Here is a 14253-nt window from a genome sequence, read left to right as displayed (position 1 = left end):
CGGGTGTCCGATCCGGGGGGGCGGGGAGGGGGAGGGGGAGCCCCCCCGGATCGGACACCCGGGCGACGCCTTACCTGGCAAGTCGGACATATAGCGTTATCTTGCTGCGGTACCCGCTCCGCCGCCGAGCGGTCTCACCTCCCCGCGAGAGATAGCGATGCTCCAGGCCATCGGATTGACCAGCGCTCCCCGCCGCGACCTCACACCGGCCGTGGACGATCTGACCTTCGAGGCCCCGCCGGGCTGTGTCACCGCGCTGCTCGGCGCCCCGGGGGCCGGGAAGACCACCGCGCTGCGGCTGATGCTCGAACTCGAACCGGGGCGTGGGGTCACCTGCTTCCGCGGCCGTCCGCTCCACCGCATCGCCCACCCCGCCCGCGAGATCGGGGTGCTCCTCGGCGATGTGCCGGGGCACCCCGCACGTACCGTCCGGGGCCAGCTCCGGATGCTCTGCGCCGCTGCGGGCGTCCCCGTCTCCCGCGCCGACGAACTCATCGAGGTCGTCGGCCTCGGCGCGCTGCGCGACGAGCGCCTCGGCTCCCTCTCGCTCGGCATGGACCGCAGGCTGGGGCTCGCCTCCGCCCTGCTGGGCGACCCGCACACCCTGCTGCTCGACGCCCCCTCGGCCGGTCTCTCCCCCCGGGAGAACAGCTGGCTGTACGGGCTGCTGCGCGCCCACGCCGGGCACGGCGGCACTGTTCTCTACACCACCGCCGACGCCAAGGAGGCGGCCAGGACGGCGGACCGCGTCGTCACCATCGACCGCGGCCGCCTCGTCGCCGACCAGCACGTGTCCGCCTTCGCCCGTACCCGGCTGCGCCCCCGCGTCGCCGTCAGGACCCCGCACGCGGCCCGTCTCGCGGACGCGCTGAACCGCGAGGCGCGCGCGAGCCGCCGCTCCGTCGAGGTGGTCGCCAGGGAGGACGCGGGCAGTCTGCTGACCGTGTACGGCAGCAGCTGCCCCGAGATCGGTGAGACCGCCTTCCGGCACGGCGTACTGGTGCACCGGCTCGCCGACGAGGTCGGCGACGCGGGCCCCGCCGCGCCCGTGCCCGCCGCCTCTGCCCCCGCCGCGGCCGTGCCCGCCGCCGCGACCGCCCCCGGTGCGGAGGCCGTCCACGCTCCTGTCGCTCCCGCTCGGGGCGGCGCCCGTGGCGCCGTAGCTCCCTCGGCGACGCGCGGGCCGGACGCCGCTGCCGCCACCCCTGTCACCGCCACCCCTGCCGCTGACGCCGCTTCCGGCGCGGACGTCGTCCGGGTGCCCGGCCCCGCGCACGCCCCCGAGGCTGCCGCCGCGCGCGGGCCGCGCGGCGGCTCCGCGCCGCTGCCGCCGCCCCTGCCGTCACGGCCGGTCCGCAGCCCGCTCCGGCCGGTGCGCTACGAGCTGCGCCGCATGTTCGGGGTGCGGAGCGCGCCGCTGATCGTCGCCGCCGTCCTCGTCGCCTCCGTGGCCCTCGCCGTCCCCCTCGCCCGTACCGGCACCACCCCGCTGCCCGCGCTGCTGGCGGCCTGGCCCGCGGTCCTGCCGCTGCCTCCGGCGGCGCTCGGGGCGGGACTGCTCGGCGCGCTCTCCTTCGGCGACGAGTACCGCTATCCCGCGCTCGCCGGGGCGCGGGGCACCGTCCCGCGCCGCCTCGGGCTGCTCCTCGCCAAACTGGCCGTCACGGGCGGCGTCGCCCTGCTCCTCGCCGCCCTCTCGGCCCTGGCCGACGCCGGGGCCCTGCGCCTGGTGTACGGGGCCGCCGCCGCGCCCGTGCCGGACAACTGGGCAGCGCCGGCCCTCGGTTGGGCCGGGCTGGCCGTCGGCTGCGCCTGGGCCGGGCTGCTGGGCGCCGGGGTCTTCCGGATCACGATCGCCGGCATGGCCGCCGTCGTCGCCGTACCGACCCTGGTCGGCCCCCTCGTACAGAAGGCCCTCGCCGGACCGTCCGTGCGTTCGGTGGTCGGACTTCCGGACCGGCTGCGGGAGCTGGCCTGGCTGCAGTGGCCCCGGCAGGCGGACCACTGGCTGATGGCCATGATCCGGCTGGCCGCCCAGCCGGTGGCCGCGGCGCTCACGTTGTCGCTGTCGGTCCTGCTCTGCGCGTATCTGCTCACCGGCCTTCGCCGGAGGGCCCGTTGGTGACCACGGAACGACCGGACCGTGCCGCAGTGTCCGCAACTCCCCCGACAGCGCCCGCTTCTTTCCGATAAGGCGTCAATCGAAGGGCGGACGCCGATCACCCTTTCGTGTGCTTTTCACCAAAGACCTCAAGGGTGGTGGAATCAACGCCGACAAAGGATGCGTGAGTACCCTTGCGCACACCATGATGACCGCCGCCCGCTCCGTCGAGTCCGGCCTCGCCGAACCGGGTGGACTCGACCGTTACCCCTACGCGGAGGCGCCCGGCGCCGATCGCGTGACCGCCCCCGTCTGGGACGGCGCCGATACCGATCTGGGCCGCGTGGGCCGGCGCTCGGCCGGCAGCCGTGGCCGCGGGCTGCACGGCCAACTCGTCCAGCAGCTCGGACAGATGATCGTCTCCGGCGACCTGGGCGCCGACCGTCCGCTCGTTCCCGAGGAGATCGGCCAGCGCTTCGAGGTCTCCCGCACGGTGGTGCGGGAGTCGCTGCGCGTTCTCGAGGCCAAGGGGCTCGTGAGCGCCAGGCCCAATGTCGGCACCCGCGTCCGCCCGGTGAGCGACTGGAATCTGCTGGACCCCGACATCATCGAATGGCGTGCGTTCGGGCCGCAGCGCGACGACCAGCGCCGTGAGCTGAGCGAGCTGCGCTGGACGATCGAGCCCCTCGCCGCGCGGCTGGCCTCCGGCCACGGCCGGACGGATGTCCAGCAGCGCCTTTCCGAGATGGTGGGGATCATGGGCCACGCGCTCGCGCAGGGCGACTCGATCACCTTCGCGCGCGCCGACGCCGAATATCACTCCCTGCTGATCCAGCTCGCGGGCAACCGGATGCTCGAACACCTTTCGGGGATCGTCTCGGCCGCCCTCCAGGTCTCGGGCGGTCCGATCAGCGGATGCGACCGTCCGACCGAGACCTCGCTCGGTCACCACGCGCGGATCGTCGACGCGCTGGGTTCCGGCGACGGAGCCGCCGCGGAGTCGGCCATGCGTCAGTTGCTCATGGTCCAGCCGGAGGTGGAGCGCGTCGTTCCGGCGCCGCGCGAGCACTGAGAGCACATGATCCCGGGCCGGGGCGTACGGGGAAGTACGCGTCGTGTGTCGCCGGGCCCCGGGGTCCGGCGACGCGAGGGTGATGCCTTAAATCCCGCTTCTGGCCACTTGTCGCGATTGGGGTGTGACTCGGGCCACGTGGATTGGGCGTAACACTCCTGGAGACAGTGCGATGACCTAAGAGGTGACTGCCGAGGAAGGAATACGAACGCCACGCCGTGGCGCTGTATTCAGCTCCGAGGCGCAAGCCCGCGCCGTCGGCACATCCCCAGCCGACGGTCGTCGGCTCCGGCCCGATCATGGGCGGGGCCGGAAGCCGTTTCCATCGTTCCGAGAGGTTGTTCGTGTCGGCCAGCACATCCCGTACCCTCCCGCCGGAGATCGCCGAGTCCGAGTCTGTGATGGCGCTCATCGAGCGGGGAAAGGCTGATGGGCAGATCGCCGGCGATGACGTGCGTCGCGCCTTCGAGGCCGACCAGATTCCGCCAACCCAGTGGAAGAACGTTCTGCGCAGCCTCAACCAGATCCTCGAGGAAGAGGGTGTGACGCTGATGGTCAGTGCCGCGGAGTCGCCGAAGCGCACCCGCAAGAGCGTCGCAGCGAAGAGCCCGGTCAAGCGCACCGCCACCAAGACCGTCGCGGCCAAGACGACCACGACGACCAGGACCGTCGCGGCCGCCACCGCCGCCCCGGCGGCGCAGAGCGCGGACGCGGGGGCCGACGAGTCCCTCGCTCCGGCCAAGAAGGCCGCCGCGAAGAAGACCGTCGCCAAGAAGGCCGCGGTCAAGAAGACCACGGCCAAGAAGGCGACCACCAAGAAGGCCGCGGGCAAGAAGGACGCGGACGAGGCCGACGGCGAGGAGCCGACCGAGGAGATCCAGGCCGGCAAGGGCGAGGAGGAGGAGACCGAGGGCGAGAACAAGGGCTTCGTCCTCTCCGACGACGACGAGGACGACGCGCCCGCGCAGCAGGTCGCCGTCGCCGGTGCCACCGCCGACCCGGTCAAGGACTACCTCAAGCAGATCGGCAAGGTCCCGCTCCTCAACGCCGAGCAGGAGGTCGAGCTGGCCAAGCGCATCGAGGCCGGTCTCTTCGCCGAGGACAAGCTCGCCAACTCCGACAAGCTGGCCCCCAAGCTCAAACGCGAGCTGGAGATCATCGCCGAGGACGGCCGCCGCGCCAAGAACCACCTGCTGGAGGCCAACCTCCGGCTCGTGGTCTCGCTGGCCAAGCGCTACACCGGCCGCGGCATGCTCTTCCTGGACCTGATCCAGGAGGGCAACCTCGGTCTGATCCGCGCCGTCGAGAAGTTCGACTACACCAAGGGCTACAAGTTCTCCACGTACGCCACCTGGTGGATCCGTCAGGCGATCACCCGCGCCATGGCCGACCAGGCCCGCACCATCCGTATCCCGGTGCACATGGTCGAGGTCATCAACAAGCTCGCGCGCGTGCAGCGTCAGATGCTCCAGGACCTGGGCCGCGAGCCCACCCCGGAGGAGCTGGCCAAGGAACTCGACATGACCCCCGAGAAGGTCATCGAGGTCCAGAAGTACGGACGCGAGCCGATCTCGCTGCACACGCCGCTGGGCGAGGACGGCGACAGCGAGTTCGGAGACCTCATCGAGGACTCCGAGGCGGTCGTGCCCGCCGACGCGGTGAGCTTCACGCTCCTCCAGGAGCAGCTGCACTCGGTGCTCGACACCCTCTCCGAGCGGGAGGCGGGCGTGGTCTCCATGCGCTTCGGTCTCACCGACGGCCAGCCCAAGACGCTGGACGAGATCGGCAAGGTCTACGGCGTGACGCGTGAGCGCATCCGCCAGATCGAGTCCAAGACGATGTCGAAGCTGCGCCACCCGTCGCGCTCGCAGGTCCTGCGCGACTACCTCGACTAGGGTCTTTCGTTTGGATCAGGCCGGATGAGGGAGCGGGGTCTGGTGCCGTGGATCGCGAGGCGGAGGAGGGAGCCCACGCGGAGCGGATGGGGTCTCCCCTGGTCGAGCGAAGCCGAGACCTTGGGGATGACTGACGACAACGCGGCGAGGCGCGGTGCCAGGGCTCGCGAGCTCGGCATGATCCAAACGAGAGGCCCTAGAGGTCGAGCCGCTCGCCGACGCGCGCCCCTGCTGCCGGTTTCGCCGGTACGGAGGGGCGCGCGGACGTGTGTACGAAGACCCGGAACGCCACCAGGCTCCGGGTCTTCGCGTCTGTGCGCCGGTGTGCGGGAACGAGCCGGTTGAATGACTCTGGGTAGGCCTTTGTTCACCGGAGAGTCAGGATCCTGTATGCGTCGTTCCCTTGCCCGAGTGCTGTCCGGCGGGCTGGCGGTGATCGCGGCCGGCGCCGTGCTGCCGCTCGCGGCGGCCGGCCCCGCTTCCGCCGACCGGGTGATCATCGGCGGCCGGCCCGTGAAGTCGGCCGACAGCCCGTGGGTCGTCGCGCTGTCGAGCCGCGACCGGTTCGGCACGTCCCGGGCCGGCCAGTTCTGCGGGGGCGTGGTGGTGGCGCCGACGAAAGTGCTGACCGCGGCCCACTGCATGGGCGAGGACGCCCTCGGAGCACCCGCGGGCGAGGTGCGGGACCTGCGGGTCATCGCGGGCCGTGAGCGGCTGCGTGGCGGCGACGGGCGCGAGGTCCTCGTACGGTCCGTACAGGTGGACCCCGGCTACCGGCCGGGCGGTGACGGTCCGGATCTGGCCGTACTCACTCTGGCGAAGTCGCTCCCCGGGGGGTACGTGATCCAGCCGGCGGAGCCCGGCGATCCCGCCGCCGCGCCGGGCTCGGCCGCGGCGGTCTACGGCTGGGGCGACACCTCGGGCGACGGCCGGTACGCCACGGCGCTGCGCTCCGCGCCCGTGACGGTCCTGCCGGACGAGGAGTGCGCCCGTGCGTACCCGGGGGGCTCGGGGGACCGCTACGAGGCCGCCACGATGCTCTGCGCGGGCGACCCGGCGGGCGGCCACGACGCCTGCCAGGGCGACAGCGGCGGGCCGCTGGTGGCCCAGGGGCGGCTCATCGGGCTGGTGTCCTGGGGGAGCGGCTGCGGACGCGGCGACAGCCCCGGTGTCTACACGCGGGTGACCACGGGGCTGCGCCTCGTCGCCGAGGCGTCCGGGACGCGCGTCCGGGGCTGAGCCACGAGGGCGCCGGCGCCTGGCGACGGGCCGGGCGCGCGCCCTGTGGGTACGTACGAGAACGGGCGGCCACCCCGCGGTGCGGGGTTGGTCGCCCGTCGGCCGGTCGCGAGGGCCGGCCCTTGGCTCGTCGTGGATGCGAGGTGCCTAGTGTTCCTCTTCACCACCGCCGGCCGGTACGGCCGTCAGTCGGTCGGTCTCATCCTGTATTTCCGCGGCGATCTTCTTGAGTTCCGGCTCGAACTTGCGACCGTGGTGGGCGCAGAAGAGCAGTTCACCACCGCTGGACAGGAGGACGCGCAGATATGCCTGGGCGCCGCACCGGTCGCAGCGGTCAGCCGCGGTCAGCGGGCTCGCGGGGGTCAGAACAGTAGTCACGTCGCCTCTTCTCTAGCTCGACGAGCTGTCGTACCAGGGTCAACATCCAACCAGGCCGAAAACGTTCCCGCTCGCGGCTTTTCCTCGAAACTTTTCTTCCGTGGCGGCCGGGTGCCGACGGTTGGCGGCGAATGAGCCGTATTGCTTCGCTGGGCTTCGCTCTACGGGGTTCGCGTTTCTTGACGTCGCTTGCGTTGCTTGTCGGGGGTGCCCTCGTCCGGCTGGCTTGCCGGTTGTTGATGAGGACGTGCCCGGAGCCTAAATGGTTCATGCCTGGAAGGGAACGTGATGTGTGCTTCACTCCATCGAAGGATCGAACACCTATGCGACCTTGGACTAGCATGGGAAGAGGGCGAGGGTGGCGTGACAACGGCTCTACCAGGCATCTGTACCCTCTGACCGGTGACAGACGCCGGGCCTTTACCCCACGGGGCCACATCTCAAATTCAGCGAGGAGCGAACCGCGTGACCGCCGATACGTCCGTGCCGTCCACAGCGCTGCTGACAGCAGACCGTGACGGCTCCAACTACACCGCGCGGCACCTGCTCGTCCTTGAGGGACTCGAAGCGGTCCGCAAGCGCCCCGGAATGTACATCGGCTCGACCGACAGCCGCGGTCTGATGCACTGCCTCTGGGAGATCATCGACAACTCCGTCGACGAGGCCCTGGGCGGCTACTGCGACCACATCGACGTCACTCTCCACGAGGACGGCTCGGTCGAGGTCAAGGACAACGGCCGGGGCATCCCCGTCGACGTCGAGCCCAAGACCGGTCTCTCGGGTGTCGAGGTCGTGATGACCAAGCTGCACGCCGGCGGGAAGTTCGGCGGCGGCTCGTACGCCGCCTCGGGCGGTCTGCACGGGGTGGGCGCCTCCGTCGTGAACGCGCTCTCCGCCCGGCTGGACGTCGAGGTGGACCGCAACAGCTCCACCCACGCGATCAGCTTCCGGCGCGGGGTCCCCGGCATGTTCACCGAGCAGGGCCCCGACAGCCCCTTCGACCCGGCGAACGGACTGCGCAAGGCCAAGCGGGTGCCCAAGACCCGCACCGGCACCCGCGTGCGCTACTGGGCCGACCGGCAGATCTTCCTCAAGGACGCCAGGCTCTCCCTGGAGACGCTCCACCAGCGCGCCCGCCAGACCGCCTTCCTGGTCCCCGGACTGACCATCGTCGTCCGGGACGAACGCGCCGCCGGGGAGAACGAGGGCGGCCCGGTCGAGGAGACCTTCCGGTTCGACGGCGGCATCAGCGAGTTCTGCGAGTACCTGGCGCAGGACAAGGCGGTCTGCGACGTGGTGCGCCTCACCGGGCAGGGCATCTTCAAGGAGACCGTGCCGGTCCTCGACGACCGGGGCCACATGACCCCGACCGAGGTCACCCGCGAACTGGGCGTCGATGTCGCCCTGCGCTGGGGCACCGGATACGACACGACGGTCAGGTCGTTCGTCAACATCATCGCCACCCCCAAGGGCGGCACGCACGTGAGCGGATTCGAACGGTCGCTGACCAAGACGGTCAACGAGGTACTGCGCTCGGCCAAGATGCTGCGCGTCGCCGAGGACGACGTCGTCAAGGACGACGCCCTGGAGGGCCTCACCGCCGTGGTCACGGTGCGCCTCGCCGAGCCGCAGTTCGAGGGCCAGACCAAGGAGGTCCTCGGTACCTCGGCGGCCAACCGGATCGTCGCCAATGTCGTCGCCAAGGAGCTGAAGGGGTTCCTGACGTCGACGAAGCGCGACGCCAAGGCGCAGGCCCGCGCCGTGCTGGAGAAGGCCGTCGCCGCCGCCCGCACCCGGATCGCGGCCCGCCAGCACAAGGACGCGCAGCGCAGGAAGACGGCGCTGGAGTCCTCCTCGCTCCCCGCCAAGCTGGCCGACTGCCGCAGCGACGACGTGGAGCGCAGCGAGCTGTTCATCGTGGAGGGGGACTCGGCGCTCGGTACGGCCAAGCTCGCCCGCAACAGCGAGTTCCAGGCGCTCCTGCCGATCCGGGGCAAGATCCTCAACGTGCAGAAGGCCTCTGTCTCCGACATGCTCAAGAACGCCGAGTGCGGCGCGATCATCCAGGTCATAGGGGCGGGCTCGGGCCGCACGTTCGACATCGACGCGGCCCGCTACGGCAAGATCGTGCTCCTGGTCGACGCCGACGTCGACGGCGCCCACATCCGGATCCTGCTGCTCACGCTCTTCCAGCGCTACATGCGGCCGATGGTGGAAGCGGGCCGGGTCTTCGCCGCGGTGCCGCCGCTGCACCGCATCGAGCTGGTGCAGCCCAAGAAGGGCCAGGACAAGTACGTGTACACGTACTCGGACAACGAGCTGCGCCGCACGCTGCTGGAGTACCAGCGCAAGAACATCCGCTTCAAGGACTCCATCCAGCGTTACAAGGGCCTCGGTGAGATGGACGCCGACCAGCTCGCGGAGACCACGATGGACCCGCGGTACCGCACCCTGCGCCGCATCAACATCGGTGACCTGGAATCGTCCGAGCAGGTCTTCGATCTGCTGATGGGCAACGAGGTGGCGCCGCGCAAGGAGTTCATCACCAGCTCGGCGGCGACGCTCGACCGCTCCCGCATCGACGCCTGAGATGCCGACGGATGCCCGGCTACCCGGGCATCCGTCGGCATCTGTAGGAAGCGGCCTCCACCCACGGGTGGAGGCCGCTGTCCCTCCCGGGTTCCACCCACGCTCCGATGCCCTGGCCTGGCCGTTTCCGTAACGTCGAAGTCGTTGTACTTCCCGTTTCCGGAGGCTCCCATGTCACTCGTCAACCTGCTGGTGATCGTCGCTGTCGTCGCCCTCGTCGTGGCCCGGCAGATCAAGCCCCAGCGGATCAGGACCGGCGGGCGCAAGTGGCTGGTGGCGCCCGTCGTCCTGGCGGCCATGGCCCTGCGCGAACCCCGGCTCCTCGACCCGCACCACACGGCGGTGGCGGCGCTGCTGATCGGCGTCGAACTGGCGGTCGGGGTCCTCATCGGCGTGGGCTGGGCGCGCACCAGCCGCGTCTGGACCGGGCAGGACGGCGCGGTGTGGTCCAAGGGCACCAGGGCGACCGCTGCCGTCTGGGGCGTCGGCATCGCGGTCCGGCTCGGGCTGATGGGCGTCGGCGTGATGCTGGGCGTCCACCAGGGCAGCGGGGCGCTGCTGCTCGCGCTCGCCGCCACCCTGCTGGTCCGCGGCGGTCTGCTGGCGCGGCGGGCCCAGGCCCTGCGGCCTTCGGGCGGGCCCGCTCCGTCGTACGGTGATCACGTAGCCACCGCGCCGTGGAAGGACCGTGTGTGACGCCCCAGCCCTGGACCAACTGGCCCTCGCGCGAGGCACTCTCCCGTGAGGGCCTGACCGATGCCAGAAGGCGGCTGTCCGCGGCCGTACGGCTGCTGGTCTGCGGCGCGCTGCTCTGGTCCACCTTCAGCCAGCGGCATGTCTCCGGCTGGAGCGCGGTCGCGGCGGTGGCCGGGGTCTTCGCGGTCGGATTCTGCGCCTGGGGTTTCTACCGCACCACCCTGAGCCACCGGCTGTGGCCCTCGGTGGCGCTGCTGCTCCTGCTGCTGGGCGCGGCCTTCGCGGCGGACCAGACGGGGTTCGGGGTCGCCGCCGTCGTGCTGTGGTGCGGCTGCGCCGTCACCTGCATCGAGCGGCTGCCGCTGATCATCGCGTTGCCCACCGCGCTCGCCGCGTTCACCGGGTACACGATCCTGACCGGCGAGGAGCTGCTCTCCACGCTGATCACCACGGTCGGGCTCTTCCTCGGCGGCTACGTCCTGCGGCTGGACGCCGAGGCGCGCGGCAACGCCCACCGGCTGCTGGCGCAGGAGCGCGCCGCCCGCGCGGCGGAGGCGGAGACGGCCGCGCTCGCCGAACGGGCCAGGATCGCCCGTGACATCCACGACGTGCTGGCGCACAGCCTCTCCGCGCAGCTCGTCCATCTGGAGGCGGCGCGGTTGCGGATCGAGCAGGAGCCGCGCGGACCGTTCCGCGACCAGATCCTGGAGCGCGTCGTCGCCGCCCGCTCCATGGCGCGCGAAGGGCTCGCCGAGACCCGGCAGGCGCTGTCGGCGCTGCGTGGCGAGATGGCTCCGCTGGGCGACTACCTCCGGGAGCTGGCCGCGACGGACGGCGCCGAAGTCGGCGTCGAGGGGACCCCGAGGCCGCTGCCGGCCGAGGTCTCCCAGACGGTGCGCAGGGTCGCGCAGGAGGCGCTCACCAACGTACGCAAACACGCCCCCGGCGCGCGCGTTTCGATCCTGCTGCGCTACGGAGCCGACGACGTGGTCCTGGTCGTACGGGACTCCGGGGGCCGGGGCCGGGTCCCGGCCGGGCTGCCGATGTCCGGTTCCGGGTACGGTCTGCTCGGGATGAGGGAGCGCGCCGAGCTGCTCGGCGGCGCGCTGGAGGCCGGCGGTGTCCCTGACGAGGAGGGTTTCAGCGTGCGTCTGCGAGTGCCCGCATGACGGCCAGAGTGATCGTGGCGGACGACCAGTCCGTGGTGCGCGAGGGCATCGTGATGCTGCTCGGGCTGCTGCCGGGCATCGAGGTGGTCGGCGCGGCGAGGGACGGCGAGGAGGCAGTCGCCCTGGTCGCGCGGCTCGACCCCGATGTCGTGCTGATGGATCTGCGGATGCCGCGCTGCGACGGCGTGGAGGCCACCCGCCGGATCCGCCGCGACCACCCCGGTACGCAGGTCGTGGTGCTCACGACGTACGCCGACGACGACTCGCTGTTCGCCGCGCTCCAGGCGGGGGCGCGCGGCTATCTCACCAAGGACGCCCAGGGCGAGGAGATCGTCCGGGCCGTCGAGGACGTCCTGGCGGGGCAGGCCGGTCTCGCCCCCTCCGTGCAGCGCAGGCTGCTGGAGCGGGTCACGGCTCCGCCGCCCGCCCCGCCGCCCGCCCCGGCCGCGGCGCGGCTGCCCGACGGGCTCACGGCTCGGGAGGCCGAGGTGCTCTCCCTGGTCGCCGAGGGGCTCTCCAACAAGGAGATCGCCCAGCGGCTGCACATCGGCGCGGCGACCGTGAAGACCCACATCAACAACCTCTTCGCCAAGATCGGGGCACGCGACCGGGCCCAGGCGGTGCGGTACGCCTATCAGCGCGGTCTGATCCAGTCTCCCGGCACGGAGATCACCTGATGGGGTGAAATCGGGGGCGATTCCGAGCCAGGGCCGCCCCCGCTGCACCCATCCTTCTTGCCACGCGGCCGAAACGGTCCGCCGACAAGGAGAGTTGACCGGTGGAGAAGCAGGAAGGGCGGGCCGCCGAGGCGGTACGGCTCGACGACCCGTGGTACGACGCGCTGGCCTCGGAGTGGGGTGACCCGGGCGGTTCGGGCGGCACGGACGTGCCGGCGGCGCCGCCCGGCTCCGCTCCCCGGCCCGCCGGGGGCGCGGCGTACGACATCTACCGGGAGGTGCAGCGCGGCGCCGCCTTCCAGGAGGTGCGCCGCCGCTACCGGCGGTTCGTCGTCCCCGCCACGATCGCCTTCCTCGTCTGGTACCTGGCGTATGTCGTGGCGGCGACGACGGCGCCGGGGCTGATGGCCCGGCCGGTGGCGGGCGCGGTGAACGTGGCGATGGTGGCCGGTCTCGGCCAGTTCCTCTCGACCTTCCTGCTGACCTGGGCCTACGCGCGCCATGCCCGGCTGCACCGGGACCGCGAGGCGCTCGAACTGCGCTGGACCGTGTTCGACCGGCAACAGAGCCGGGAACGCGACCAGGAACGGGACCAGAAGCGCGATCAGGAGCAGAGCCAGGAGCGGGACCAGGAACGCGATCAGGAGCAGAGCCAGGAGCGGGACCAGGGACGCGATCAGGTGCAGAGCCAGGAGCGGAGCCGGGAACAGCCTCGTGAACGGCTCGACCAACGGCGGCCCGACGAGCGGGCCCGGCGCCCGGCCGAGGAGGCCGCCCGATGACCGGCGACCACCAGACCCTGGCACTGGTGCTGTTCAGCGCGTTCGTCGCGGTCACGCTGGGGATCACCACCTGGGTGAGCCGCGCCCGGCGGGGTTCCGCCGAGGAGTTCTACGCGGGCGGCCGGCTGTTCTCACCCATGGAGAACGGTTTCGCCATCGCGGGCGACTACATGTCCGCGGCCTCGTTCCTCGGCATCTCGGGCCTGATCGCCCTCTTCGGCTACGACGGGATGCTCTATTCGGTCGGCTTCCTCGTCGCCTGGCTGGTCGTTCTGCTCCTCGTCGCCGAACTCGTCCGCAACTGCGGCCGGTTCACCCTCGCCGACGTGGTCGCGGCCCGCATGCGCGAGCGGCCCGTACGGATCGCGGCCGGGATCTCCTCGGTCACCGTCTCGGTGCTCTATCTGGTGGCGCAGATGGTCGGTGCCGGGAGTCTGGTCGCGCTGCTGCTCGGCTCGACGAGCGCGGCGGCGCGCACCTGGACCGTGATCGGGGTCGGCGCCCTCATGGTCGTCTACGTCTCGCTGGGCGGGATGCGCGCCACCACCTGGATCCAGATCGTCAAGGCCGTGTTGCTGATGGCCGGGGCGATCACGCTGACCGTGCTCGTCCTGATCCGTTTCCACGGCAATGTCAACGCCCTGCTCGACACGGCCGTCGCGCACAGCGGCCACGGCGCGGAGTTCCTCGCCCCCGGACTGAAGTACGGCGGTGATCCGACCGCGCGCCTCGACTTCGTCAGCCTCGGACTCGCGCTGGTCCTCGGCACGGCGGGGCTGCCGCACATCCTGTCGCGCTTCTACACCGTGCCGACCGCCCGCGCGGCCCGTCGCTCGGTGGTCTGGTCGATCGGGCTCATCGGTGGCTTCTACCTGATGACGATCGTGCTCGGGTTCGGCGCGGCGGCGCTGGTGGGCTCCGACGCGGTACGGGCGTCCAACCCGGCCGGGAACACCGCCGTGCCGCTGCTCGCCCTCGACCTCGGCGGCGGGGCCGGCTCGACCGGCGGCACCGTGCTGTTCGCGGTGGTCGCGGCGGTCGCCTTCGCCACCATCCTCGCCGTCGTCGCGGGCATCACGCTCGCCTCCTCGGCCTCCGTCGCCCACGATCTGTACGCCTCGCTGCGGCGGAGGCGCGCCGCGCCGCGCGGCGAGGTCGCCGTGGCCCGGACGGCGGCGGTCGGAATCGGCGCGGTGGCCATCGGCCTCAGCCTGCTGGCGCAGGAGCTGAACGTGGCCTTCCTTGTCGCCCTCGCCTTCGCGGTCGCCGCCTCCGCCAATCTGCCCGTCCTGCTCTACTCGCTGTTCTGGCGCCGCTTCACCACGCGCGGCGCGGTCTGGTCGGTGTACGGGGGACTGTTCCCGGCGCTGCTCCTGGTGGCGCTCTCGCCGGTCGTCTCCGGAAGCCCCGAGGCGCTCTTCCCCGGGCTCGACTTCCATTTCTTCCCGCTCCAGAACCCGGGGCTGGTCTCGATCCCGCTGGGCTTCCTCGCGGGCTGGATCGGTACGGTCACCTCCCGTGAGGAACCCGACGCGGCGAAGCACGCGCAGACCGAGGTCAGGTCGCTGACCGGCGCGGGCGCGGTCTGAGCCGGTCCACCGGCGCCCGCGGCGGGTATGCCCCCCGGCCCCAGGCCACAGGAGGCCCCAGGCCCC

The 14253-nt window shown here is 71.8% G+C and carries 11 protein-coding genes; 10 read left to right on the top strand and 1 reads right to left on the bottom strand.

Going from position 1 to position 14253, the window contains the following annotated elements; all coding sequences use genetic code 11:
• Nucleotides 1-157: 157 nt before the first annotated feature.
• The 4 genes from DVH02_RS00720 to DVH02_RS00705 all read left to right on the top strand — a co-directional run bounded on the left by DVH02_RS00720 (nucleotide 158) and on the right by DVH02_RS00705 (nucleotide 6307).
• Nucleotides 158-2125 carry an ATP-binding cassette domain-containing protein gene (locus tag DVH02_RS00720; RefSeq protein ID WP_114621686.1) on the top strand — a complete coding sequence of 656 codons (1968 nt, stop codon included), beginning with the start codon at nucleotides 158-160 and terminating at the stop codon, nucleotides 2123-2125.
• A 160-nt stretch (nucleotides 2126-2285) separates the two neighbouring features.
• Entirely contained in the window at nucleotides 2286-3173 is an 888-nt protein-coding gene (locus DVH02_RS00715) for a FadR/GntR family transcriptional regulator (RefSeq protein WP_199566115.1), read from the top strand.
• 344 nt (nucleotides 3174-3517) lie between these two features.
• Nucleotides 3518-5068: an RNA polymerase sigma factor gene (locus DVH02_RS00710; protein ID WP_114621695.1), complete on the top strand. Its 1551-nt coding sequence runs from the start codon at nucleotides 3518-3520 to the stop codon at nucleotides 5066-5068.
• Between the two features lie 390 nt (nucleotides 5069-5458).
• Entirely contained in the window at nucleotides 5459-6307 is an 849-nt protein-coding gene (locus tag DVH02_RS00705) for a S1 family peptidase (RefSeq protein WP_114621684.1), read from the top strand.
• A 147-nt stretch (nucleotides 6308-6454) separates the two neighbouring features.
• On the opposite strand, the gene DVH02_RS00700 is transcribed toward DVH02_RS00705, so the two are convergent.
• On the bottom strand, nucleotides 6455-6685 hold the full coding sequence (locus DVH02_RS00700; protein ID WP_030350144.1) for a DUF7455 domain-containing protein: 231 nt from the start codon (nucleotides 6683-6685) through the stop codon (nucleotides 6455-6457).
• 465 nt (nucleotides 6686-7150) lie between these two features.
• On the opposite strand from DVH02_RS00700, the gene DVH02_RS00695 reads away from it, so the two are divergent.
• The 6 genes from DVH02_RS00695 (at nucleotide 7151) to DVH02_RS00670 (ending at nucleotide 14187) form a co-directional block, all read left to right on the top strand.
• Entirely contained in the window at nucleotides 7151-9274 is a 2124-nt protein-coding gene (locus tag DVH02_RS00695; RefSeq protein ID WP_114621683.1) for a DNA gyrase/topoisomerase IV subunit B, read from the top strand.
• Nucleotides 9275-9445: 171 nt separating this feature from the next.
• Entirely contained in the window at nucleotides 9446-9970 is a 525-nt protein-coding gene (locus tag DVH02_RS00690) for a DUF1453 family protein (protein WP_114621682.1), read from the top strand.
• Complete coding sequence (locus DVH02_RS00685) at nucleotides 9967-11139, top strand: sensor histidine kinase (RefSeq protein ID WP_114621681.1); 1173 nt, start codon at nucleotides 9967-9969, stop codon at nucleotides 11137-11139. The genes DVH02_RS00690 and DVH02_RS00685 overlap by 4 nt, the downstream gene beginning before the upstream one ends.
• Complete coding sequence (locus tag DVH02_RS00680; protein ID WP_114621680.1) at nucleotides 11136-11816, top strand: response regulator transcription factor; 681 nt, start codon at nucleotides 11136-11138, stop codon at nucleotides 11814-11816. The genes DVH02_RS00685 and DVH02_RS00680 overlap by 4 nt, the downstream gene beginning before the upstream one ends.
• Nucleotides 11817-11917: 101 nt before the next feature.
• Nucleotides 11918-12598 (top strand): DUF485 domain-containing protein, encoded by a 681-nt coding sequence (locus DVH02_RS00675; protein ID WP_114621679.1) that lies wholly within the window; start codon nucleotides 11918-11920, stop codon nucleotides 12596-12598.
• Nucleotides 12595-14187 (top strand): solute symporter family protein, encoded by a 1593-nt coding sequence (locus tag DVH02_RS00670; RefSeq protein ID WP_114621678.1) that lies wholly within the window; start codon nucleotides 12595-12597, stop codon nucleotides 14185-14187. Before DVH02_RS00675 ends, DVH02_RS00670 begins: the two co-directional genes overlap by 4 nt.
• Nucleotides 14188-14253: the final 66 nt, after the last annotated feature.

The organism is Streptomyces corynorhini (assembly GCF_003346515.1).
GTDB lineage: Bacteria > Actinomycetota > Actinomycetes > Streptomycetales > Streptomycetaceae > Streptomyces > Streptomyces corynorhini.
Note: the sequence above shows the minus strand (reverse complement) of the source record. Positions and strands in the feature narration are given on the sequence as shown.